Annotated in this window: 22 protein-coding genes; 11 read left to right on the forward strand and 11 right to left on the reverse strand. The window is 67.7% G+C overall.

Annotation, left to right across the window (positions count from 1 at the left end; translation table 11 throughout):
- Window positions 1-29: 29 nt before the first annotated feature.
- From NX1_RS18195 to NX1_RS18210, 4 genes are read right to left on the reverse strand one after another with little or no spacing between them, the layout of a single operon-like run.
- Complete coding sequence (locus NX1_RS18195; RefSeq protein WP_068060513.1) at window positions 30-878, reverse strand: HAD family hydrolase; 849 nt, start codon at window positions 876-878, stop codon at window positions 30-32.
- A complete protein-coding gene (locus NX1_RS18200; protein ID WP_084501533.1) occupies window positions 879-3,500 on the reverse strand; it encodes a phosphoribosyltransferase in 2,622 nt (873 codons plus the stop codon).
- A complete protein-coding gene (locus NX1_RS18205; RefSeq protein WP_174555492.1) occupies window positions 3,497-4,708 on the reverse strand; it encodes an HpcH/HpaI aldolase/citrate lyase family protein in 1,212 nt (403 codons plus the stop codon). The genes NX1_RS18200 and NX1_RS18205 overlap by 4 nt, the downstream gene beginning before the upstream one ends.
- 13 nt (window positions 4,709-4,721) lie before the next feature.
- Window positions 4,722-5,945: a hypothetical protein gene (locus NX1_RS18210; protein ID WP_084501534.1), complete on the reverse strand. Its 1,224-nt coding sequence runs from the start codon at window positions 5,943-5,945 to the stop codon at window positions 4,722-4,724.
- Between the two features lie 144 nt (window positions 5,946-6,089).
- Between NX1_RS18210 and NX1_RS18215 the strand changes: the two genes are divergently transcribed.
- From NX1_RS18215 to NX1_RS18225, 3 genes are all read left to right on the forward strand, one after another.
- A complete protein-coding gene (locus NX1_RS18215) occupies window positions 6,090-6,665 on the forward strand; it encodes a TerD family protein (protein WP_067786815.1) in 576 nt (191 codons plus the stop codon).
- 160 nt (window positions 6,666-6,825) lie between these two features.
- Window positions 6,826-7,929, forward strand: coding sequence for a DUF475 domain-containing protein (locus tag NX1_RS18220; RefSeq protein WP_068060518.1), 1,104 nt, complete (start codon window positions 6,826-6,828; stop codon window positions 7,927-7,929).
- Window positions 7,930-8,020: 91 nt separating this feature from the next.
- Complete coding sequence (locus NX1_RS18225) at window positions 8,021-8,644, forward strand: TerD family protein (protein ID WP_068060521.1); 624 nt, start codon at window positions 8,021-8,023, stop codon at window positions 8,642-8,644.
- Between the two features lie 12 nt (window positions 8,645-8,656).
- Here the strand turns inward: NX1_RS18225 and NX1_RS18230 are convergent, their stop codons facing one another.
- Window positions 8,657-9,547 (reverse strand): DMT family transporter, encoded by an 891-nt coding sequence (locus tag NX1_RS18230; RefSeq protein WP_245668561.1) that lies wholly within the window; start codon window positions 9,545-9,547, stop codon window positions 8,657-8,659.
- Between the two features lie 84 nt (window positions 9,548-9,631).
- Here NX1_RS18230 and NX1_RS18235 point away from each other — a divergent pair, with 84 nt between their 5' ends.
- Window positions 9,632-10,171: a CGNR zinc finger domain-containing protein gene (locus NX1_RS18235; protein ID WP_084501535.1), complete on the forward strand. Its 540-nt coding sequence runs from the start codon at window positions 9,632-9,634 to the stop codon at window positions 10,169-10,171.
- 24 nt (window positions 10,172-10,195) lie between these two features.
- Here NX1_RS18235 and NX1_RS18240 read toward each other — a convergent pair whose 3' ends face one another.
- Window positions 10,196-11,158, reverse strand: a complete 963-nt coding sequence (locus NX1_RS18240) for a DUF389 domain-containing protein (RefSeq protein ID WP_068060529.1) — start codon at window positions 11,156-11,158, stop codon at window positions 10,196-10,198.
- Between the two features lie 49 nt (window positions 11,159-11,207).
- Window positions 11,208-12,590: a glycosyltransferase family 87 protein gene (locus NX1_RS18245; protein ID WP_068060802.1), complete on the reverse strand. Its 1,383-nt coding sequence runs from the start codon at window positions 12,588-12,590 to the stop codon at window positions 11,208-11,210.
- A 190-nt stretch (window positions 12,591-12,780) separates the two neighbouring features.
- Between NX1_RS18245 and rpsF the strand changes: the two genes are divergently transcribed.
- The 5 genes from rpsF to dnaB all read left to right on the forward strand — a co-directional run bounded on the left by rpsF (window position 12,781) and on the right by dnaB (window position 17,871).
- Window positions 12,781-13,068 carry a 30S ribosomal protein S6 gene (rpsF, locus tag NX1_RS18250; RefSeq protein ID WP_068060532.1) on the forward strand — a complete coding sequence of 96 codons (288 nt, stop codon included), beginning with the start codon at window positions 12,781-12,783 and terminating at the stop codon, window positions 13,066-13,068.
- 165 nt (window positions 13,069-13,233) lie between these two features.
- A complete protein-coding gene (locus tag NX1_RS18255; protein ID WP_068060809.1) occupies window positions 13,234-13,779 on the forward strand; it encodes a single-stranded DNA-binding protein in 546 nt (181 codons plus the stop codon).
- A gap of 55 nt (window positions 13,780-13,834) precedes the next feature.
- Window positions 13,835-14,086, forward strand: coding sequence for a 30S ribosomal protein S18 (rpsR, locus tag NX1_RS18260; RefSeq protein ID WP_067786801.1), 252 nt, complete (start codon window positions 13,835-13,837; stop codon window positions 14,084-14,086).
- A gap of 17 nt (window positions 14,087-14,103) precedes the next feature.
- On the forward strand, window positions 14,104-14,559 hold the full coding sequence (rplI, locus tag NX1_RS18265; protein ID WP_068060535.1) for a 50S ribosomal protein L9: 456 nt from the start codon (window positions 14,104-14,106) through the stop codon (window positions 14,557-14,559).
- A 678-nt stretch (window positions 14,560-15,237) separates the two neighbouring features.
- Window positions 15,238-17,871, forward strand: a complete 2,634-nt coding sequence (dnaB, locus tag NX1_RS18270; protein WP_068060538.1) for a replicative DNA helicase — start codon at window positions 15,238-15,240, stop codon at window positions 17,869-17,871.
- A gap of 85 nt (window positions 17,872-17,956) precedes the next feature.
- Here the strand turns inward: dnaB and NX1_RS18275 are convergent, their stop codons facing one another.
- Window positions 17,957-18,445 (reverse strand): MarR family winged helix-turn-helix transcriptional regulator, encoded by a 489-nt coding sequence (locus NX1_RS18275; protein WP_068060540.1) that lies wholly within the window; start codon window positions 18,443-18,445, stop codon window positions 17,957-17,959.
- A 36-nt stretch (window positions 18,446-18,481) separates the two neighbouring features.
- Between NX1_RS18275 and NX1_RS36405 the strand changes: the two genes are divergently transcribed.
- Window positions 18,482-18,877, forward strand: coding sequence for a nuclear transport factor 2 family protein (locus NX1_RS36405; protein ID WP_068060543.1), 396 nt, complete (start codon window positions 18,482-18,484; stop codon window positions 18,875-18,877).
- 107 nt (window positions 18,878-18,984) lie between these two features.
- On the opposite strand, the gene NX1_RS18285 is transcribed toward NX1_RS36405, so the two are convergent.
- Entirely contained in the window at window positions 18,985-19,350 is a 366-nt protein-coding gene (locus NX1_RS18285) for a darcynin family protein (RefSeq protein WP_068060546.1), read from the reverse strand.
- A gap of 64 nt (window positions 19,351-19,414) precedes the next feature.
- Window positions 19,415-20,347: an NAD(P)H-binding protein gene (locus tag NX1_RS18290; protein WP_218024144.1), complete on the reverse strand. Its 933-nt coding sequence runs from the start codon at window positions 20,345-20,347 to the stop codon at window positions 19,415-19,417.
- 72 nt (window positions 20,348-20,419) lie between these two features.
- Here NX1_RS18290 and NX1_RS18295 point away from each other — a divergent pair, with 72 nt between their 5' ends.
- Window positions 20,420-21,385 (forward strand): LysR family transcriptional regulator, encoded by a 966-nt coding sequence (locus NX1_RS18295; protein WP_157119836.1) that lies wholly within the window; start codon window positions 20,420-20,422, stop codon window positions 21,383-21,385.
- A 174-nt stretch (window positions 21,386-21,559) separates the two neighbouring features.
- Here the strand turns inward: NX1_RS18295 and NX1_RS18300 are convergent, their stop codons facing one another.
- A complete protein-coding gene (locus tag NX1_RS18300; protein ID WP_068060553.1) occupies window positions 21,560-22,744 on the reverse strand; it encodes an NAD(P)/FAD-dependent oxidoreductase in 1,185 nt (394 codons plus the stop codon).
- Window positions 22,745-22,759: the final 15 nt, after the last annotated feature.

Raw genomic sequence — 22,759 nt, forward strand, 5'->3', positions numbered from 1 at the left:
CCCCGCACGCCCGGGGATCGAAGCCGCAGCTACGACTGATCGGCAGCGGGCGCCGATTTGATGAACCAGTTGATGATTTCCTCGCCCGCGAGAATGCCACTGGCGCGGGTGATGGTGAGGTTCGGGCTGGTCCAGTTGAGTTGTTCGAGCTCGCCGTGCCGAGGCCGGATGGCGGAGTCGGCGGCGCGCAGCATTTCGGCGTCCAGCGCGCCGTCGCCCGCGGCGAAGGTCTTCGCCGCGTCGGCGAGCTCGCCGGATTCCATCAGTCGTCGGCGCACCTCGGCCACCGCGATGCTCTTGCACACCGTCTGCGGCATCGTGTAGATCTTGCGGCCCTGCTGGGAGGCCGACCAGCCGCGCTCGCGGCACCAGTCGTCCCATTCGGCGAGGAACCCGTCGGGCACCGCCTTGGATTTGACCACCAGATAGCAGAAGAGATGGTCGGCGACGCGGAACTTGGTGACCCAGGAATCATCGATCCTGGCGCGTAGTTCCGCGCTCACCTCGGAGAGGGTGGCGCCGCTCTGGCGGACCTTCACGTCGATGTCGATGCGCCAGCGCATGTCGGGGACGCCGTCGACCAGGATGTTGCCGCCGTTGCTCGTGATGGCGTAGCGCCACGGCGCGCCGGGCAGCTGAATCCGGTTGAACTGCTTGATGGTCCGCGTTGTCGTCGGGATGACGGCCGCGGGTTCGGTGAGCGTCTGCATGCGCAGCGCCGCCGCCGTCGTCATGAACGACAGCGGCGCGCCCTCCAGATGCTCGACGCACACGGTCGGCACCTCAGCGGCGGTGCTGAAAGCGTTGCGCGAGTAGATCATCGTGCGGTCGAGATCGGTGGCGACTAGCGCTTGTCTTCGCGGTCTTACCAAGAGCATCTACTTCGGTACTTCCTTGATCAGTCCCATGCACGAGTACGCCAGATCGGGGACGACCTCGACGGGTACACCGCGCGCGGCGGCGAGCATCCGGATGTGCGCGTGCTCGGGGGCGTCGGCCTCGCGGACCAGCACCCGCCACGGCACGCGCCGCAGCAGCACCCGGGTGGTCTCGCCGACCCCCGGCTTCACGAAATTCACACTGGTGATGCCGTATTCGGCACGCACCTGCTCCACCGAGGACCAGCCGGTCCAGGTGGGCGTCCGGTCGGAGCCGAGCACCGCGGCCAGCTCGGTGGGCACCAGGGGACGCACGACGTCGAAAGCTCCTTCGACGGCGTCGAGCAGCCGGTTCGAGACGTCGTCGCCCGCGAGTTCGCGGTAGAACTTCGCACCGTGGAAGTCGCCTGGCCCGATGAGCGTGTCGTTCAGCACGGTCCGCGAAATGAGGCCCGACACAGTGGAATTCAGGCACGCTGAGGCGATGAGGAAATCGTCGCGAGTGCCGTAGGTCCGCACGCAGTGACCCGGGTCGGCGAGCACGGCCAGCCGGTCGTCGAACCGCGCGCCGCCCGCCGCGTGGTAGGCGTCGAGCGCCTCGGTCAGCTCCTTGGCGATCGCTCCCTTACCCGTCCAGCCGTCGACGAACACGATGGAGGACGGATCGTGGTGCTCCGCGAGGTAATCGAGCGCGACGGCGTCGATGCCGCGGTCGCGCACGATGGACACCGCGTAGTGCGGCACGTCCAGACTCGGCAGATGCGCGCCGCGACCCGAGCGCAACCAGCGCTTCATCAGGATCCCGACCGGCGTGCCAGCACGCGCGAGCGACACGAGCACGATGTCCTCGCCGCGCTCGGCGACCACCAGCTCGGAGACGGTGGCCACGGCGAGCGCCAGCCGTTCGGCGCTCTCGGCGAGCACCTGGTCGAAGAGACTGCGATAAGCGGCGTCGGGCTGGTACTCGATCGGCAGCGATTCCGCGTAGTGCGCGACGCCCGCTTGGATGCGGCGCTCCCGCTCGGCCACGTCGGCCTCGAGATCGGCGTCGGACAGATCCTTGAGCAGCCAGCGGACCTCGTCGGCCGCGTACGACCCGAACTCCGGGCCGTACAGGGGGGCGGGGAACGGCCCGGAGAGCCGGTCCCATGTCGCTTCCGTCATCGTCTCCAATCCCACGACGCTGTTCGTCTCGACCTCCCTGCCGACGGCGGCGACCTGCGCTTTCGCACGTCGCTCGACGTCCAACTTACGCGGATCGGCCCCCGGCACGAGCGCGACGAGCACATCCGCACCCGAAGCGGTGAGCACGTCGACCAGGCCGCCCTCGGCGATCAGCTCCGGCGTGTCGGCGGGCGGGTCGAGCACCACGATCAGGATCGGCTCGGGGGAGCGACCCGCCGAAGCGCGCTCCTCGTCGCCATCGAACGAGCCATCGACCGCATTCTCGGAGGTGAGCTCGCGCAGCTCCGCGTCGAGATCCTCCGGCCAGCAGGCGTTGTAGAGGTAGCGGGGCGCCTCGGCGTCGGGTTCCGGTGCGATGAAACGGAATCCGCGCCGCAGCGGGTACCCGGGCTCGTCCAGCACGTAGGCGGGCGAACGGGTGGTGGTCTGGAACCGGGTCGCTATGCCCGACTCGGACAGCGCCGCCGCCAACCGCAGCGGCAGATACATCAGCTCCTCGTGGCCGAGCACGATGACCGGCCGGTCCGGCGCGTCGATCGCCAGGCGCGCGGTCAGCACGGCGGCCGCCGCGGCGACGGCCGATTCGAAGGCCGCCGTCTCCGCGTGCAGGATGCCGTGCCGCCCGCCCTCCGGCACCGAATCGGGCCAGGGCAATTCGATCCGCCCGAACGAACCGCGCTGCGCCGCTACGAGATTCAACGCCGGATCGGGCATGGAGGTGACGGCTTCGACCAGGCCGTCGGGCAGCTTGGTCAAACCCGAAGCCAAGCAGACCGTGTCGATGCGGGCGCCGAGCTCGGCCGCCGCGTACTCGAATCGGGCGCGGTCCTCGTCGGTGCGCATGTCCACCAGCGAGGCGAGCACGTAGTGCGAGCGCGGGGAGAAGTCGTGCAGCGCGCGCACGGCGTCGATCGCCGTCGCGCCGGTGGAGATCTCGTCGTCGACCAGGACCAGCGGCAGCTCGTTGCGGAAGATCTCGGCGGGCGCGGGTTGCAGCAGGTGCGAGGTGGCGTGCGAGTGCCCCTCCTCGAAACCGGCCAGTGTGTCGGCCTCCGGCACGTCGCGGCGCGTCGAATGCAGATAGCAGTTCGCGCCGATCCGCGCCGCCACCGTATGGCCGAGACCCGTTGCGGTCTCGGCGAATCCGAGCACGACGGCGTCGGTCCGCGCCCCATCGGCGCGCTCGTCGAGGACGGCGCGCACCAGATCACCGAGCCGGTTGCCCGCGTCGAGCACCACCCTCGGGTCGGTGGGCAGGTGCTTGCCGAGCACCGTCGAGACCAGCAGGTGCGCCCGGCGCGGATTGCGCCGCAGGCCGGGCTCGATCAGCATCTCGATCGACAGCTCCGCGGGCAGCACGCCATCGGAACTCGTGCCGTGGCAGGACAGGTGATGCAGTTCGATGCCGAGTGTTCGGGTAGCCCAGGGTCCACTCATACCTTCACCAACGCCGTGAGCAGATCCACGAACGACACTCCCTTGTTCGCCACGCCGAACACCCTGGCCCGCAACAGCGTCTGGCGGGCCCAACTGCGGTGCGGGCGCATTTCGTTCATCTTGTTGCGGTAGCCCGAGGCGGCGACGCCGCCCACGTCGACCTGGAGGATGTCCAGCGCGTCGGAGTACTCCTCGTGCGTCACCACCGACAGCGCGTGCACCGCCGCGACGTGCGAGGGGTGGATCACCGTCTTGCCCTGGATGCCGTTGGCGCGGTCGAGGGTGATCTCACGGAGCAGGCCGTCCAGGTCCCGGCTGACCAGGTACTGCCGGAACGGCACCGCGTCGGACTCCTCGAACGGCGCCGTGCGCAGCAGCGGCCGGAACATCCGCTCGTGATCGGCGAAGTACTCCCACACCGGCCCGGTGATGACGAATCCGGTTCCGTCGGCGCGGCCGAGATAGTTCACGATGTCGGCGATGACGTCGGCGACCACGCGCACGTCGTAGATGGTCAGGTCGCGGTCGCGGCGGATGCCGAAGGTCGAGCACATGTCGGTGGCGCCGACCCGCACCGCGAGCACCCGCTCCCGGTGTTCGGCCAGCATCGCCGCGATGTGCGTCAGCTCCTGATCGCGGGTCTGGCGGTGCACCAGCGCCGCCGACTCCAGCACCGGCATGCCGTAGAGCGGCCGCCCCAAGCGTTCGACCGCGGACTCGAGCGCCTCGAGGTAGGCCAGTCCGGTACGGCTGTCGAACTTCGGGAAGACGAACCCGGTGAGCGCGGGCGCGCCCGCCCCGAGCCGATCGACGATCTCACCGATCGCACCGGCCTCGCGCACGCGAATGAACAGCAGCGGGTTGGGTTCCTGACTCGCCGCCAGTTCCGCCAGCGCGGCCACCGCCTGGCTCTTGGCCAATTCCACCTCGTGATCGGCGACGGCGTCTTCCAGATCGATCACCATCGAGCAGACGCCGCGCTCGGCGCGGCGTCTGATGGTTTCGGCGAGGTCGGGTCTGGTGGCGGGCGCGTACAGGGTGGCGCCCAGCCCGTACGCGAGCAGATCCCGGTCGGTGTTGTCACCGAACGGCTCGGGCTGCCGGTGGAAGAGATGTCTGGCGTCGGGGCCTTGCAGCTGCCGAAAGTGGCGCAGCGGCAGTCGCTTCCGCAGGGATACTTCCTGCTGGATGGCGACGGGAGCGGTCATCGGTGCTCCGTCCTCATTCTCGTCGTGGTCCTGCTTGCTTTCTCATTCGATCCACTACCCCGGCTATGAATTCGGTGACGGCATCGAGTTCCGCCACATAGGCCCAGTAATCGGGGTGCCGCCCCGACAGTGTTTCGGTGATTCTTTCGATTCGCTCGGCCTGTGCGTCCAGCACAGACCCCCATTCGCCCGCGAGCCCCCGGCTCACCGCGAGCATCTGTGCGTCCCGCAATCTGAATCGTACGGCTTTGGCCTTGTCTTGCGGGTCCTCGCGAACCGAGCGCAACAGCTCGAGCCGCTTGGTGACGGCGTCGATCAGTTGCTCGGCCCTGGCGAGGTTCCCCCGCGCGGTAGCGGTCAATTCAAGGGCTGACTCCGGGTTGTTCGCGACCGATGCGGCGCGCGCGCCGGCGAGAGCGTCGGCGGCGGCATCGATGGCTTGCTGGCATTCCCGCCCATTGTTGGCCAGATCCGCCGAACTCGCAGCATTGAATTCCCGCAGCAACGCCGAGTAGGCGGGTCCGACCCCCTCGGCCCGGTTACGCACGGCGGACAATCTGGTATCCACCGAGGTGAGCGCCGTATTCGCCGCTCCGAGCCGAGATGGGGCCTGCGCCAAGGCTTCTGCCAATTCCTTGGTCGCCGCGTCCAACCGATTCGCCGCGGCGCGCACCGCGCCGGACCCGGATCCGGCGCCGCTGCCTGCCGATTCCAATGTGACCAGCGCCTCATCCACGGCGGCCGCGCGAAGGCGCACCGAGGGGTAGTCGGCGTACTCGGAGTCGGCGGCCTGGCCGCGCACCGCGGCGGCCGCGACCTTGACCTGCTGCGCCAGCTGCGGCACCGACCGCACGATCGCGACGGCGTGCTCGAGCCCAGCCTGATCGGCGCGATAGAACTCGTCCACCGCGCGGGCCGCGTCGACCAGCTGCCTGGTGACCGTATCGGTCCGCCGCTGACCGTCGGCGATATCGGTGCCGTCGCGCTGCGCCGCCTCGAGCTCCTCCGTCAGCGCGAGGTACGCGCCCGCCGCGTCGTAGCAGCGCGCGCGCACCGGTTCCCACACGGCCGGCAACCCGCGCTCGGGGAAGACTTCCCCCGACGCGTGCACCGCCGCCTCCGCCGCGCTCTGGCGCCGGTCCATGTCGAGGAACGCGTCCGCGAGTCCAGCCCGCGCGCGCTCGATCCATTCGCTGTTCCCGGAGGACCGGAACCAGCTCCGCCTGCGCCCTGCCACGCCCCGATGGTAGGAGATCTTCCTGTTCGCCGGGGGTTCCCCCAGTTCCTACGCAAGTTCGCCGAAACCTACTACTGTCGTAGGTCGTACCCGGCGATTCGGACATGCTGGGAACCACAGACGGACTAATGAAAGGGATCCCGCATGGGTGTCAGTTTGTCCAAGGGCGGCAACGTCTCGCTGACCAAGGAGGCGCCTAACCTGACTGCTGTTTCCGTCGGCCTGGGGTGGGATATTCGGACCACTACCGGTACCGACTTCGACTTGGACGCCAGCGCGATCGCGACCGGTGGCGACAAGAAGGTGCTGAGCGACCAGCACTTCGTGTTCTTCAACAACCTCCGTTCGCCCGAAGGTGCCATCGAGCACGCGGGCGACAACCGCACCGGTGAGGGCGAGGGCGACGACGAGGTCATCAACGTCGACCTGGCCAACACCCCGCCGACCATCGAGAGCATCTTCTTCCCGGTCTCGATCTACGACGCCGACACCCGTCAGCAGTCGTTCGGTCAGGTGCGCAACGCCTACATCCGCGTCGTCGACCGCAGCAACGGCACCGAGCTGGCCCGCTACGACCTGAGCGAGGACGCCTCGACCGAGACCGCCATGGTCTTCGGTGAGCTCTACCGCAACGGCGCCGAGTGGAAGTTCCGCGCCATCGGCCAGGGCTACGCCTCCGGCCTCGCCGGTATCGCCCGCGACTACGGCGTGAACGTCTAAAGAAGACACGCGCAACACGAGGGGGCTCGGCGGACGAGCCCCCTCGTCGTGCGCCCGGGGCAGCTATCGCGCCGGGCGCATTCGTTGGACATCCGGCGGTTCAACGGCCACGCTGGTATCAATCTCGCCGTTTCAGTTCCCAGTCACGAAAGGTCCACGCGTGGTCCTGCGCATCTTCGGCCTGTCAGGCCTCGTCACCGTGGTGTCCCTGGTGGTGGCGTTCTTGTACGGTGGCCCCACTGCCCTGGCGCTCTGTGCGATCCTCGGCATCCTCGAGGTCTCCCTATCGTTCGACAACGCTGTCATCAACGCGACTGTCCTGCAACGGATGAGCGATTTCTGGCAGCGCATCTTCCTCACCGTCGGCGTGCTGATCGCGGTCTTCGGCATGCGCCTGGTTTTCCCGCTGGCGATCGTGTGGATCACCGCGGGCCTCGACCCGGTGCGCGCGCTCGACCTGGCGCTCAACCCGCCCGAAGGCGACGCGCCCTACTTCCCCGACGGCAGCCCGAGCTATGAGACGTTGCTCACCGACGCGCATCCGCAGATCGCGGCGTTCGGCGGCATGTTCCTGGCGCTGCTGTTCCTGAACTTCATCTTCGAGGAGCGCGAGATCACCTGGCTCGGCTGGCTGGAACGGCCGCTGGCGCAGGCGGGCAAGCTGGACATGCTCTCGGTCGTCGTCGCAGGCATCGGCCTGGTGCTGACCGCGGAGTTCGTCGCCCCCGACGACAAGCGCGCCACCGTGATGGTCGCGGGCGTTCTCGGCATGATCGTCTACATCGCGGTGGACGGGCTCGGCTCGATGTTCCACACCGAGGAACACGAGGGCGGACCGTCGGAGCTGGTCAAGGCCACCGGTAAGGCGGGCTTCTTCTTGTTCCTCTACCTGGAAGTGCTGGACGCCTCGTTCTCCTTCGACGGCGTGATCGGCGCGTTCGCCATCACCTCCGACCCGATCGTCATCGCGCTCGGCCTCGGCCTGATCGGCGCCATGTTCGTCCGGTCCATCACGGTGTACCTGGTGCGCAAGGGCACCCTCTCGGAGTACGTGTACCTGGAGCACGGCGCGCACTGGGCGATCGGCGCGCTCGCGGCGATCCTGCTCGTCTCGATCGGCGTGCACATCAACGAGCTCTTCACCGGCCTGGTCGGCGTGGCCTTCATCGGCGCGGCGTTCATCAGCAGCGTGATTCGCAACAAGCGCGAAGGTGGCGACGAGGAAGAACTCGAGAGCGAGCGAGCGGTCACCCCGGTAGGCTGATTTCCGGCAGGCAGCCGACGAACTCGAAGCGGCAGCGGCCCCTCCCCGCGGAGGAAAGCCGTTGCCGCTTCTCTTTTTCGAGGGGGATCGCATGGCGTCCGAGCAGCAGTCCGGCGGTGTGAATCTGCCGAAGGTGACGTTGTCCAAGGCCACTCCGAGCATCAACCTCACCAAACCCGGTGAGCAGCAAGGGGTGTTGCGGGTCAATCTGAACTGGTCGCGCGGCGCCAAGGGATTCTTCCGCAGATCCAAGCCGGTCGATCTCGACCTCGGTTGCCTCTACGAACTGGCCAACGGCGCCAAGGGCGTCGTGCAGGCGGTGGGCGAGAACTTCGGATCCCTGCGGGGCGAGCCGTATATCCAGCTCGACGGCGACGATCGCAGCGGCGCCATCGCGGCGGGCGAGAACATGCACATCGATCTCGCGCGGCCCGAATTGTTCAAGCGCATCCTGATTTTCGCCTTCATCTACGAGGGCGTGCCGAACTGGGCCGCCGCCGACGGCGTTGTCAGCCTCTTCCCCAGCAACGGACCGCAGGTGGAGGTGCGCCTCGATTCCCCGGTGAGCGGCGCCCGTTCCTGCGCCGTCGCGCTGCTCCAGAACAACGGCCGCGGTATCACGGTGCACCGAGAAGTGCAGTACATCAACGGAACCCAGCGCCATATCGACGAGGCGTATCGCTGGGGCATGCAATGGAACAGCGCGAGCAAATGATCCGTCGCGTGGTCATCGGACGGCCACGGGCTGCGGGTGCCGCGGCGCGGCGGCCGGCCTGCGAGAGGCGAACACCAGGCCGATGAGGCCGATCGCGAGTCCGGCGACTGTCAACGGGCGCAACGGTTCACCGATCAACGCCCAGGCCAGCAACGCCGTCACCGCGGGCGTCGCGAAGAACAGCCTGCCGACCCTGGTGGCGTCCCAGCGGCGCAGCATCGCGTTCAACAGCAGGAACGCCGCCATCGAATTCACCAGCACCATCCAGGTGAGCGAACCGGCGAACCGGACCGGGTCCGAGACGGTCAGCTGACCGCCCGCCACCGCGAGCAGCCCGGCCACCGGCGCACTGGCCGTCACGTGCACGGCGGTCGCCGCGCGCGAATCCACCTGCGGCACGAAGCGTTTCTGGTAGACGGTGCCGATGCTGAGGCCGAGCAACCCGACGATGCACAGGATCAGGCCGACGAGCGAGAAGTGCGACTGGTCGATCACCGCCACGGCCACGCCGACGCCGCCGATGCCGAAACCGAACCACTGCCTGGCCGAGACCGTCTCGCCGATGAAACCGGCGCAGAGCGCGATCACCACCGGATTGAGTCCCTGCACCAGCGCGATCACGGCGGCCGAGACATGCTCGCTCATCGCCGTATAGAACGCGCCGAACTGGACGATCTGCATCAGCAGACCGGCGACGACCACGTGCCACAGCTGCGCGCCGCGTGGCCACTCGGCGCCGACGGCGCGCGCGTACAGCGCGAGCAGCAGTCCCGCGATGGTGAAGCGCGCGAAGAGCACGAGCAGCGGCGGCGCGGCCCCGACGCCGATGATCCCGGCGATGAAGGCGCTGCTCCACATCAGCACGAACAGCGGCTGGGCGGCGAGCAGCATGCGGTCCGTCACGATTCCTCCCGAACTAACCATCCAAGGTGGTTATTACCGTGACATCCGGCGAAACAACCTGTCAAGGCGGTTACTATCGAGCACATGTTCGCCTTCGTGAGCGGAAACCTCGCACTCGACTTCGTCGGGACGGTCAAGGCGCGCAGGGCCGACCGCGTCGACCTGCTCGAATCGCCCGCCGCCCTCGGCGAGTGGGCGGTCGCCGCCGACCTGCTCGACACCGCGCCCGGCTGCGACGCCGACGACCTCGCCCACGCGATCCGGTTGCGCGAGGCCGTCTACCGGCTGGTCATCGCGGCCGTCGAAGGCGAGCCGCCCGGCGACGCCGACCGCAGGTTCGTCAACTCGCGGGCGCGCGGCGAATTGCCCCGCGTCGCATTGCGATCCGATGGAACCATCGCGCGCGACGGCGGCGCCGACGCCGCGCTGACAGCCGTCGCGCGCTCGGCCGTCGAACTGCTCGGCGGCGCCGAACGCGCACTGGTCAAGGAATGCGGCCGAGCCGAGTGCACCCGGCTGTACGTCGACACCTCCCGCGGCGGGTCACGGCGCTGGTGCGATATGACGCTGTGCGGAAATCGCGCGAAGAGCGCGGCCTTTCGCGCGCGGCACGCGTCGAACTGATCCCGGCCTGCGGAAAGCGCGGGCCTACAGCATCCGGTACGGCCTGCTCATCGCCTTTGCCCGGCGCACGGCGACGCGCGACCACACGGCCTGCTGGAGCGCCAGGGTCGCCCATCCCGCGAGCGCCATACCCGACAGATTCAGCGCGAGCTGCAAGGTGCTCCCCCAGATCGCATCGCCGACACCGAAAGCCACACCGAGCGCGATGTTCCCGGCGGCGGGCACCGTGGTCACCGAGATGAAGACACCGGCGAGCCCGGCCGCCTTCGCCGAGGTCAGCGCGAGCACGCCCGCGGCGGCCGCGATCACCGCGACGATGAACGACCACTTGTCCGGCGTGTAGATGAACGCCGTGCTCGGTCGCGGTCCCGTCACGTCGTCAAGGGTGATCCAGCCGAGCCCGCGTCCGACCAGTACCAGCAGGAACGTCACGACGATGGCCGCCGCGAAACCGAGCAGCAGAGTGCGCGCCGCGTGGCCGAGCAGCACGAAACGGCGGCGCACCAAGGCGACGCCGAGCGCGGCGATGGCGCCGAACTCAGGGCCGAGCACCATCGCGCCGATGACCAAGATCTGCGAATCGAGCACGATCGCGATGGCGGCGATCATCGTCGCCATCGTCATGAAACTCAGGTAGGTCCAGTTCAGCTCGGTTTCCTCGTAGGAGCGCTGCGCGACCTCGGCCCACACCACCGCGTCCGCGCTGCTGCCCGGCGTGCGCAGTTCGGCGTCGAAACCACTGCGCGACATCCAGGTTCGCACCTGATCGAGTTCGATGCTGCCTTCCCGGTGCACGCCGAGCGCGCGCAGCTTGTCGATGACGTCGTTGGCCGCTTCTCGGGCGACGTCCGCGAGCACCAGATCGCCGCGCGGCTTCAGCGAGGAACCGCGCACCACGGCCAGTCCGCTCACCCCGGTATCCCGGTCGAGGATCTCGATCACGTCGTCGGTCATCGCCGCGGGAGACAGGATCCGCATGTGCAGCATGGGCCAAGTGTGCCCTGCGCCAAGGCTTCCAGCGCGGCGACCAGCCCGATCAGGCGGCCACCAGGTTCCCTCGGTCGGTGGTCGTCGGTTCCGCCCGCACGCCCGACCCGCGCAGATCGGCTCTGATGAACAAGAAGAACAACGCGACGAGCAAGATCGCGCGACCCCACACGCCGAACTGCACGATGGCCTCCTGCACCTCGAACGGCGCACCCGAACCCATGGCGTAGAAGTAGCGGAACACGCCGATCCCGATCGCCGCGTCGGCGAGCAGATACGCGCCGATCACCTGCCACGGCACCGCGAGCAACACCAGGAACGGGATCAGCCACAGGGTGTACTGGGGCGAATGCACCTTGTGGAAAACCAGGAATCCACACAGCATCGCTCCGCTCACGCCGATCCACGGGAAGACCCCGGTCGCGCGATAGCGCTTCCACCCCAACCAGACCGCCAGCGCGAAGGCCAGCAGAATCAGCGTCGGCGACGCGATGGCGACACCCCCGTGCCAGGTGGCGCTGGTCTCGGCCGCCCGCCCGTACAGCAGGTGATGTCCCCAGTACCAGATGGAGTTCGTGGTGATGTCGGCCTGACGCAGCTGCTGGAAGGTGATCGACGCCCGCCAGCCCTCGTAACCGGCCAGCGCGAACGGCAGGTTCACCGCGACGACCGTGCCGATGGCCGCGCCCGCGGTCAGCAGGGCGCCGCGCGCGTCGAGGCCGCGCGCGTCGTCCGGATCGCGCTCGGCCCCGCCGGTGAGCACGTAGATCATCAGCGGCAGCACGAAGATGCCCGGGTACAGCTTCAAACAGAAACCGAGGCCGAGCAGCACGGCGGCCAGCACGCCGCGGGTCCGCAAGGAATACCGCGTCGGCACGGTCATCACATAGATCGCCGCCACCGCCGCGCAGACCACCGGCAGTTCCCAGTTGTGGAAGGCATAGAGCACCAGCGGAGGACCGATCGCCCACAGCAGCGCCGCACGACCGGCGAGCCGGGCCAGGAACCAAGCCGTGAGCAGCGCGAAGGGCGCGAGCAGCAGCGCGGAGAGGCGCAGGAAGTCGGCGTCGGTGTGCGCGCCGATCGCGCCGACCCAGATGAGGGTGCCGCTGAGCACCGGGTATTCGACCGCGCCGCCGGTCAGCATGCCGTCGTCGGTGATACCGCCGTCCACGTAGGGGAAGACGTGCCGATCGATGTCGCGGCCGATCCAGAGGAACTGGATGTCGGAGTAGCAGACGTCCGAATCCTTGATCACGTCGAAGACCACGCTGCGGCCGTCCTCGTAGAACGGCGCACCCGCGCAGCGCGCCTTGTTCGCATATGCGAGCGCCAACGTCAGTCCGCACAGCAGTACGACCACCACGGCAACCGCTGTGTGGCGGGACACGCGCCGCGCCTGCACCGCGCTGGCGGCGGGTACGGTCGACATGAAGACCACCTTATGTGCCGCGGCGGCCACAGTGCGCAGCCGTCGGAAAATACGGGCGACACGGGGTGGCGGGGGTGGATTTCGCAGGTCAGCAGGCGCTCATGTAGCCTTACCGGGTTGCTGACGCAACGAACCCTCCTGCCACGGACCGTCCGTGGCCGTTTCCTAGTCCACAGGAGGTGATTGGTCCGTGCGTCATTACGAAGTGATGGTCATCCTCGACCCGAGCCTGGACGAGCGCATTGTCGGTCCGTCGCTGGACAACATGCTCAGCGTCGTGAAGACCGAAGGCGGCAAGATCGACAAGGTCGACATCTGGGGCCGTCGTCGTCTCGCCTACGAGATCCGCAAGCAGGCCGAGGGCATCTACGCGGTGGTCGATCTGACCGCAACCCCGGCCACCGTGAGCGAGCTCGACCGCCAGCTGGGGCTCAACGAGTCGGTGCTGCGCACCAAGGTTCTGCGCCACGACAAGTAGTTCCACCGCACTCGTCAGCGTCGGTGCCTGTCTCTAGGCTCTAGCGCAACAGCGAGTGCGCTGCGCATCGCGGCCGAGCGGCACGCCGGAAGGTGGTGGCCCATGCGGCCACGCAGGGCTCGCGAGAACGCAGAATTGGCACTGCACACCGAGCAGGAGGAACCCATGGCAGCAGGCGACACGGTCATCACCGTCATCGGAAACTTGACGGCTGACCCCGAACTGCGATTCACGCCCGCGGGGCAGGCGGTTGCGAACTTCACCGTCGCGTCCACCCCCCGCGTGTTCGACCGTAATACCAATGAATGGAAAGACGGCGAAGCGCTCTTCTTGCGCTGCAACATCTGGCGCGAAGCCGCGGAAAATGTCGCCGAAAGCCTGACCCGAGGCGCTCGCGTCATCGTGAGCGGACGGCTCAAGCAGCGCTCCTACGAAACCCGCGAGGGTGAGAAGCGCACGGTCGTCGAGCTCGAGGTCGACGAGGTCGGCCCCTCGCTCCGCTACGCAACCGCGAAGGTCAACAAGGCCAGCCGCGGCGGCGGTGGGGGCGGCGGCTTCGGTGGTGGCGGTGGCGGCTACGCCTCCTCCGGTGCGTCAAGTGGTGGTGGCGGCGGTCGTTCCGGCGGCGCCGAGGACGACCCATGGGGCAGCGCGCCCGCGGCAGGCTCCTTCGGGGGCGGCAGCCGCATGGATGACGAACCGCCGTTCTGATACGGCTTCATAGGCCCGGATCACTTGGGCCACAATAAATTTGGAGTAAAAGACCATGCCTAAGGCGCCCGCGCGCGAAAAGGTGCTGAAGAAGAAGGCTTGCGCCTTCTGCAAGGAAGCCAAGTCCGGCACCGTTTCGATCGATTACAAGGACACGACGCTGCTGCGCAAGTACGTCAGCGACCGCGGCAAGATCCGCGCCCGCCGGGTGACCGGCAACTGCGTGCAGCACCAGCGCGACATCGCCGTTGCCGTGAAGAACTCGCGTGAGGTGGCCCTGCTGCCCTACGTGTCGACGGCTCGCTGAGTAAGGGAGGCACGCAAATGAAGTTGATTCTGACCGCTGATGTGGACAACCTCGGTGCCCCTGGTGACACCGTCGAGGTGAAGGACGGCTACGGCCGCAACTACCTGCTGCCGCGCGGCCTGGCCATCGTCGCCAGCCGTGGTGCGCAGAAGCAGGTCGAGGGCATCCGCCGGGCGCAGGACGCCCGCCGGGTCCGCGACCTCGATCACGCCAACGAGCTGAAGCAGGCCATCGAGGGCCTGGAGTCGGTCTCGCTGAGCGTGAAGACCGCAGGCACCGGCAAGCTGTTCGGCTCGGTGACCCAGGCGGACGTCGCCGCGGCCGTCAAGACCGCCGGTGGCCCCGTGGTCGACAAGCGCAGCATCGAGCTGCCGAAGGCGCACATCAAGTCGACCGGCAAGCACGGCATCGTGGTGCACCTGCACCCGGACGTGGCCGCCAAGTTCGACCTGCAGGTCGTCGCCGCGAGCTGAGTCCGCGCCGCCCCGAGGCGGTTCGGATCACGCGCACGTTCGAAGACCACCCCCGTGATCGCACGGGGGTGGTCTTCGGCCTGCCCTGTCGTGCTACACCAACGCATTAGCTAGGCATTCGCCATTCCGAGATGCGGTGAGCTGGAACACCATGGGTCGCGTCGGCTATGGCGTCCCACCTCCGGTTATTCAACCTGTGGATTACTGCCCAAACCGACCGACCGCCATGTGACGCAGCTCATAGCGGGTGTGCACACTGTTTACCCAACACGCCCGGCCGTTCATCTTGGGCGACACGCCGAGACCAGATCTATCCACACGTGCACAGATGCGGAAACACGCATCCATCAGCGCATTTGGGCGATGTGATCTGGGTTTTCCCCAAGTTGTACACAGGGGGTGCACACGGTTTGGTAAACAGTCCCCAACTTATCCACAGTTGTGCGCACAGCTCGGTTTGGCGACGCCCCATCGGGTCGCCTAGGTTCGTCGCATTGTCCGGAACGGGCCGCCCGTACGGACGCGATCCAGCGCTGCCGCGATGGTTGCTGCAACCGGTCGCAACGGGCGAGGCGAACGTGTTCGTTGCTGTGTCGAAACGTGTCACAGCCCCGGAGTAGAACGAGTCATCGATACGGTGAGAATCCGGTCGTGGGGTAGAGAGGACGGTCGAGTCTGGTGACAACCACCGATGACCGCGGGCACACGGACTTTCCGCCCGAACCTCCCGGCGAAGACTTCGGACGCCAACCGCCGCACGACATGGCGGCCGAGCAGTCCGTCCTCGGCGGCATGCTGCTGAGCAAGGACGCCATCGCCGACGTCGTCGAGGTCATCCGGCCGGGCGACTTCTATCGACCTGCGCACCAAGCGATCTACGACACCGTGCTCGACCTGTACGGCCGCGGCGAACCCGCCGACCCCGTCACCGTCGCCGCGGGCCTCGACCGCCGCGGCGAGCTCAAGCGCATCGGCGGCGCCCCCTATCTGGTCACGCTCACTCAAACCGTCCCCACCGCGGCGAACGCAGGCTACTACGCCGAAATCGTCGCGGAGAAGGCCATTTTGCGCCGCCTCGTCGAGGCGGGCACCCGCATTGTCCAATACGGCTACGCTGGCGCCGACGGCCAGGACATCGCCGAGGTCGTCGACCGCGCCCAAGCCGAGGTCTACGAGGTCACCGAACGCCGCACCACCGAAGACTTCCTCCCCCTCGAGGAACTCCTCCAGCCAACGATGGACGAAATCGACTCCATCGCCTCCCGCGGCGGCATCTCCCTCGGCGTCCCCACGGGATTCACCGAACTCGACGAAATCACCAACGGCCTGCACCCGGGTCAGATGATCATCGTCGCCGCCCGCCCAGGCGTCGGCAAGGCGCTCGCCCTTGACACCCCCCTGCCGACCCCCACCGGCTGGACCACCATGGGCGAAGTCCAGGTCGGCGACGAACTCATCGACGCCGCCGGCCGCCCAACCCGCGTCCTCGCCGCCACCGAAGTCCTCACCGACCGCCCCTGCTACGAGGTAGAATTCTCGGACGGGACCGTTCTCCTGGCGGATGAGCTGCATCAGTGGCTTACTGAGACAAGGGCATCCCGACGCTCGGCGCAGCAGGCAGCCGCTGGTCTCAACCGGTATCGCAACCAGCGCACCTTCGCGGCGGTCCGCACCACCGCCGAGATCGCGGAGACGCTCCGCTGCGCGACGGCCGACCGCAGGCTAAATCACTCGGTGACCAACGCGCGGCCACTGCAGTTGCCCGACCGCGAGCTGCTTGTTCCTCCGTACACACTGGGTGCTTGGCTTGGCGACGGCACCGCGGCCGCGGCGCAGATCACCACGGCGGACCCAGAGATCATCGCCCGCATCGAAGGCGAAGGAATCGTCGCGGTTCCGTCACGCTCCGCCTCACTTCGCTATCAACTGCGGCTGCCCGATGCCGAACCTGTTGTGGTCCGCGAATGTGTCGTGTGCGGAGCGGGATTCGTCCCGCAAACCAGCGAAGTACGCACTTGTGGTCGGTCCTGCGGCGGAAAGGCCCGCTTCGTTTCGGCGCCGGTCGCCCCACCCACCTGTGCACACTGCGGCGGCCCGTCGATCGGGCTGCGGCTGTGTCAGACCTGCCGCAACAGCGTCGGCAGCGTTCAGGCGCGACTGCGGACAATCGGCGTGCTGGGAGACAAGCACGTTCCGACCGAATACCTGCGATCGTCGGAAGCGCAGCGCCGAGCGCTCCTCGCCGGCCTGCTCGACACCGACGGCACAGTGACTCACGGTGGCTCCGTGCAGTTCTCGGTCACCAACGAGAGACTGTTCCGGGATGTACAAGAACTGATAGTGAGCCTCGGCTACCGCTGCGGCGTGTCGACGAAGGGCGTGCCCGGCCGCTCAGCGGAGTCGTCGATCGCGTACACCGTGACGTTCTCCACTGACGATGAGGTGTTCGGTTTGCACCGGAAGGCGCTGGTGCACAAAGAGCGTCGCGCAAGTCGCAACACCGCGCGGTCCGGTTCGCGGTACATCGTAGACGTCCGCCGAACAGAGAGCGTCCCGGTTCGCTGCGTCGAGGTCGACAACGCCGACCACCTGTATCTCGCCGGGCGCTCGATGATCCCGACGCACAATTCCACGCTCGGCATGGATTTCATGCGGAGTTGCTCGATCAAGCACGGTCTGGCCAGTGTCATCTTCTCGCTCGAGATGAGCCGGACCGAGATCGTCATGCGTCTGCTCTCCGCGGAGGCGAAGATCAAGCTCGGCGACATGCGGTCGGGTCGGATGAGCGACGACGACTGGACCAAGCTGGCTCGGCGCATGAGCGAGATCAGCGAGGCACCGCTGTTCGTCGACGACTCACCCAACCTCACCATGATGGAAATTCGCGCGAAGGCGCGTCGTCTCAAGCAGCGCCACGATCTCAAACTCGTTGTGGTCGACTACCTTCAGCTGATGACCTCCGGCAAGAAGGTCGAATCCCGCCAGCAGGAAGTCTCGGACTTCTCCCGAAACCTGAAGCTGCTGGCCAAGGAACTCGAAGTCCCGGTGGTCGCGATCAGTCAGCTGAACCGCGGTCCGGAACAGCGAACCGACAAGCGCCCCATGGTGTCCGATTTGCGCGAATCGGGCTCGCTCGAACAGGACGCCGATATGGTCATCCTGCTGCACCGCCCCGACGCGTTCGAACGCGACGACCCGCGCGGCGGCGAGGCAGACCTGATCCTCGGCAAGCACCGTAACGGCCCCACCGCCACCATCACCGTCGCCCACCAGCTGCACCTGAGCCGGTTCGTGGACATGGCCCGCGGCTGATCGAACGGCGATACCAGTACCGCGTCGGCCCGGCCAACAACCACGTGACTGCACCGGTTGCCGGAATAGGTGGCGGCACAGAGCATTACCGTTCGTGCGGTGGCAGCTTCACTTGCCGGTGACGGACCGTCTCTTCGATCCCGAGTTCTTCGGCGAAGGCGGCCAAACCGGTGGCGAGCGTCGCGATACCGGGCTCACCGAGCCGTTCGGCAAGGGCCGTCTGCCATTCCGCGCGTGCCCGGCGCGCGGCCGTGACGCAGGCGGTTCCGCGTTCGGTGAGGAGGACGCGCCGAACCCTGTGGTCGGCGGGGTCGCTGTTGCGGCTGACGTAGCCGAGTGATTCCAGTTCGACTACGAGTTTCGATGCTCCCTGCTGTGTCATGCCCAGTTGCTCGGCGAGCTGACCGACGGTGGGACTGCGGTCGATCAGGTGCTGGAAGACGTACCCGTGCGCCGGGCGGATATCCGCGAAACCCGCAGCCTGCATCTGCTCGGTCACCCGGGCGCGCACCGCCTCGCCGGTGAGCATGACCAAGGTCGGGATATCGAGATCTTCCAGTGCCACATCGCCCATTTACACAACTATAGTTGAACAACTACCGTTGTTCATATGACTTGCTTCACCGACAAAGCCCGTGACCTGCTGACAGCTCTGGAAAGCGGGGTCACCGGTGATCAACTGCGTCGGTTCTTTCATCCCGGGGCAGTCCAAGTCGAACACCCCAGCCGGGTGCTACCGACTGGGCGGACCCGCGCCCTGAACGCGATGCTCGAGGCATCCATCGCCGGAGCGCGTGCGTTCGAATCACAGCGCTACGACATCCAGAACACGCTCGCCGTGGAAAACCGCGTCGCCGTGCAACTTCGGTGGTCGGGCGTACTGGCGCAACGGCTGGGTGACCTCGAGGCAGGCGATGTCATGCAGGCCGATGTGGCCATGTTCCTCACCTACGACGACGCGGGCCGCATTCTGCGGCAGGAGAGCTACGACTGCTATCCGGCCTGATCAGCCTGCCGAGCTCGACGCAACCCTGGACCTCAACGAGACGAAGCCCGCTGGGAGACCCCGACAGTTGCTATAGGGTCAGCGGGCTCTCGCCTGCTCAAAGGGTTTCAGGTGGTGATGGTGGCGACGGGTTCGAGGCCGTAGGTTCGGGCATAGCCGTTGTCGGTGCCGACGAGGAGGTCGATGACCTCGAAATAGCGGTCCCAGAATGGGGTTTCGCGGAGTGCGTCGATGAGGAGTTGGTAGGCGTGGTGGTCTGCCGCTTCCCATACCCAGACGTCGGTGATGCGTGCGGAGTAGAACTCGGTGTCGTAGAAGCGTGACCGTACGCCGGTGGTCTTGGCCTCGATGGCGGGCAGGACCTGGGTGGTGAAGGCGTCCATGCGTTCCTGCACGGTCAGAGCGAGCCACTCGGGTGTGGTCTTGACGAGCATGAACGCCGTGATGGGTGGTTGGGTCTTTTCGGCGGGCATCAGGATGTCTCCAAAGGTGTAGGTGGTCTGGGCGCCATGGGTTCCGGACGCCGGGGGGTGGGCTTCAGGAGCGGACAGCAGGCGCGAGGGTCTGGGCGCACCACTGTTCGAAGGTGGTGGGGGAAGCGGTATCCGGGGTGCGGGCGACTCCGGCGTCGAGGCCCTGGTCCTTGGCCCGCTTCATGTCGACGACACCCTGGACGAACTCCTCGTCGAGGCCATAGCCGACGAGGGTGGTGTGCAGCTCGTCGAGCGGCTGGCGTTCGTAGCGGATGGGTCGGCCGAGCTGTTCGGTCATGATGCGGGCCAGGTCGTTGGGGGACAGATCCTGCGGCCCGAGGACTGGGACGCTGTCGGTGCCGGTCCACGAGCGGTCCAGCAGCAGGCCTGCGGCGACGGCCGCGATGTCGGCGACAGCGACGAGGGGGGCTTTGCGGTCGGCGTCGACGACGTCGGTGAACACGCCCTTGTCGCGAATCGAGTCGGCCTCCTCCAAGAGGTTCTCGAAGAAGGACGGGTTGGCCAGGGCCCGGTAGGCGACGCCACTGCTTGCGATGAGGTCGTCCATGACGAGGGAGGCGGTGACCAGGCCGGCGCTGTCGGCGACCGGAGTGCCGCGGCCGAGCGCGGAGACCCCGACGACATGGCCGACGCCGTGGGCGGCGAGCGCCTGCACGGCGGGGCGGGTGAAGCCGCTGTAGCCGTCGTGCGGCGGCCGCGAGGCGTCCGGCGGGACGAGCCAGAAGACGGCGTCGGCGCCCTCGAAGGCCCGGTCGAGGACCTTGGCGTCAGCGTGCGAGCCGGTGATCACCTCGACACGTCCGCGCGCCGCGTCCGGGAGCCGTGCGGGATCCCGCGCGATCACCCGCAGTTCCTCGCCCGCCGCGGGGGCGGATTCCAGGAGCTGGGCAAGCAGGGGACGGCCGATGTTCCCGGTAGGAGCAGTAATAACGATCATGAAAGCCTCGCGGGTCGTGTGGATCGGTACACCCGTCATCCTGCGAAGGAGAAAGCGTTGCCACAATGGGAACTTCAGCACTTAATTATTGACTGAAATGGAATAACGCTGGTGAACAGCCCGGATCCGGTCATCGACGCCAATCTCGCCATCGCGCTGGACGCCCTGCTGGCCGAGCACAGCGTCACCCGCGCCGCCGCCCGCCTGCACACGTCGCCCGCCGCCATGAGCCGCACCCTCGCCCGCCTGCGCCGCATCCTCCAAGACCCCCTCCTGGTCCGGGCCGGACAGACCATGGTCCCCACCCCTCGTGCCGAGGCCCTGCGAGACGAAGCCGCCGCGGTGGTACGCAGCCTCGGAGCCCTGCTCAGTCCGGGCATGGGTGTCGACCCCGCCAGCCTCAGCAGCACCTTCACCCTCCAGGCCGCCGATCTGGTCGGCGCGGCGCTGGCCCCCCGACTGCTGCACCTGGCCCAGCAGGAGGCGCCGGGAGTCTCGTTCCGGTTCCGGGCCGAAGAGCTGGAGGCCGGATCCGCACTCCGCGACGGCCGGATCGACCTGGAGATCGGATCCATCGACCACGTAGACCCCGAAACCCAGGTCGAAGAACTGGTCAGGCTGCGCCTGGTGGCGGCCGTCCGGCGCGGCCACCATCTCACCGAAGAACCCTTGACTCCGGCCCGCCTCGCTGCCGCGCAACATGTCGCGGTCAGCCGTCGTGGCCGGTTCACCGGCCCCCTCGACACCGCGCTGGCCGAGCAGAAGCTTCAAAGGCGGGTCAGCGTCGTCCTGCCCAGCCACCTGGCCGCAATGACTCTCGCCGCGCGCAGCGACGTCGTCTGCCTCGTGCCCGCCGCACTCCCCGGCGCCGACCCGTCGCCCCTCACCGACGACGCGACCGCCCTCGGACTGCACCTACTCGACATCCCCCTGGCATTGCCGCCACTGACCATCGGCATGGCCTGGCACCCCCGGCACACAGCCGACGGAGCCCACCGCTGGCTCCGCGATGCCGTCCGCCGGACCCTTCGCACGCCCAAGAGCCCAACCACATCGTCTGACACGCGAAAGCCCTGACCCTGCTCGCGAATCCGATCCAGTGCCTGGACCGCAAGGCCCGCGAGGGAGCCGTCGGGTGATGGCTCTCCAGTCCACGCCACCCCGGATGTGGCGCTGGTGGTTCCGACCATCATGGTGCAGTTCGTCGCCATGCTCGGCCGAGCCGGTCAAGCTGCCCGAAGGGGTGCGGCGTCACGCGGTGAGGGCGCGGTTCGGCTCGGCTGTGGTGATGTGGCGGCGGCTGGACGGGAGCATCGATGTCGGGTGCGAGATACTCCAGGCCGCGCTCTTGCAGATGAACTCCTTGAGTCGCGCGGCCGCTCGGCCGGTGAGAGCGGAGGGCTTGGGCTGATCGTCGGGGGTGACCCACTGGACGACGGCGTCGCGGCGGCCGAGGCTGATGCACTGGGCGGTGTAGCCGATCGAGTTGCCGGGGATTTTTCGGCCGGTCAGGCGCGCGGCGATGGCGTCGGCAGCCTGGTAGGCCGTCGGGACTCCCGAGGCGCAGGACATACGCAGCGGATCGCCGTTAGCTCCGGGGGCGAGCGCGGCGTCGCCGACGGCGTAGACGTCGGGATGCGAGACCGACCGCATTGTCTCGTCGACGACGATCCGCCCGGTCTCCGACACCCGCAGGGTGGTGGCAGCGGCGATGGGGTGGACGTCGAAACCCGCTGTCCACACGGTTATTTGGGCCGGAATCGTGCGCCCCTCGGCGGTAACGGCACCGGCCCGCTGGACGCGGGCGATGTCGGTGTGCTCGCGCACGGTGATGCCGAGCCGGTCGAACGCTTTGCGCAGATGTTGCTGGGCCTTCTCGCTCAGCCAGTCCCCGAGGCCGCCGCGAGCAGCGAGGGTGACCTCGAGATCCGGTCGGGCTTCGGCGATTTCGGTGGCGGCTTCGATACCGGTGAGGCCGCCACCGACGACCAATACGGTCGCCCCCGCGCCCAGGCTCGCCAGACGCTCGCGCAGCCGCAGCGCCGACTGCTTACCGGCGATGTCGTAGGCGTGCTCGGCCACACCGGGCACACCGCAGTCGGCGGCGGCGCTGCCGAGGGCGTAAACCAGAGTGTCGTAAGCGATCTCGCGTGTGCCATCGGCGGCGACGATGTCGACCGTCTTGCGGTCGGCATCGACCGCGATCACCCGCGCCAGCTGCACCCGCACGCCCGTGTTCGCGAAGACGTCGGTCAGCGCCCGGCTCTTCAGCTCCTGTCCTGTCGCCAGCTGGTGCATGCGCACCCGCTCGACGAATTCGGGATCGGCGTTGACGAGGGTGATTTCGACATCGGCGGGGTGCAGCCGCTTGGCGAGGCGACCGGCGGCGTTGGCTCCGGCGTATCCGGCGCCGAGAACGACGATGCGGTGGGTCATGGTCTCACTCCTGTC

Origin of the sequence: Nocardia xishanensis NBRC 101358 (assembly GCF_001613365.1) — a bacterium.
GTDB classification, from domain to species: domain Bacteria; phylum Actinomycetota; class Actinomycetes; order Mycobacteriales; family Mycobacteriaceae; genus Nocardia; species Nocardia xishanensis.

Coding starts and splice junctions, on each gene's coding strand:
- NX1_RS18240 (WP_068060529.1), bottom strand. CDS start 11,158: ATGCTGCACATGCGGATCCTGTCTCCCGCGGCGATGACCGACGACGTG.
- NX1_RS18205 (WP_174555492.1), bottom strand. CDS start 4,708: ATGACCGCTCCCGTCGCCATCCAGCAGGAAGTATCCCTGCGGAAGCGA.
- NX1_RS18200 (WP_084501533.1), bottom strand. CDS start 3,500: ATGAGTGGACCCTGGGCTACCCGAACACTCGGCATCGAACTGCATCAC.
- NX1_RS18245 (WP_068060802.1), bottom strand. CDS start 12,590: ATGTCGACCGTACCCGCCGCCAGCGCGGTGCAGGCGCGGCGCGTGTCC.
- rplI (WP_068060535.1), top strand. CDS start 14,104: ATGAAGTTGATTCTGACCGCTGATGTGGACAACCTCGGTGCCCCTGGT.
- NX1_RS18235 (WP_084501535.1), top strand. CDS start 9,632: ATGTTCGCCTTCGTGAGCGGAAACCTCGCACTCGACTTCGTCGGGACG.
- NX1_RS18255 (WP_068060809.1), top strand. CDS start 13,234: ATGGCAGCAGGCGACACGGTCATCACCGTCATCGGAAACTTGACGGCT.
- NX1_RS18275 (WP_068060540.1), bottom strand. CDS start 18,445: ATGGGCGATGTGGCACTGGAAGATCTCGATATCCCGACCTTGGTCATG.
- NX1_RS18290 (WP_218024144.1), bottom strand. CDS start 20,347: ATGACGGGTGTACCGATCCACACGACCCGCGAGGCTTTCATGATCGTT.
- NX1_RS18285 (WP_068060546.1), bottom strand. CDS start 19,350: ATGCCCGCCGAAAAGACCCAACCACCCATCACGGCGTTCATGCTCGTC.
- NX1_RS18300 (WP_068060553.1), bottom strand. CDS start 22,744: ATGACCCACCGCATCGTCGTTCTCGGCGCCGGATACGCCGGAGCCAAC.
- NX1_RS18195 (WP_068060513.1), bottom strand. CDS start 878: ATGCTCTTGGTAAGACCGCGAAGACAAGCGCTAGTCGCCACCGATCTC.
- NX1_RS18225 (WP_068060521.1), top strand. CDS start 8,021: ATGGCGTCCGAGCAGCAGTCCGGCGGTGTGAATCTGCCGAAGGTGACG.
- rpsR (WP_067786801.1), top strand. CDS start 13,835: ATGCCTAAGGCGCCCGCGCGCGAAAAGGTGCTGAAGAAGAAGGCTTGC.
- NX1_RS18215 (WP_067786815.1), top strand. CDS start 6,090: ATGGGTGTCAGTTTGTCCAAGGGCGGCAACGTCTCGCTGACCAAGGAG.
- NX1_RS36405 (WP_068060543.1), top strand. CDS start 18,482: ATGACTTGCTTCACCGACAAAGCCCGTGACCTGCTGACAGCTCTGGAA.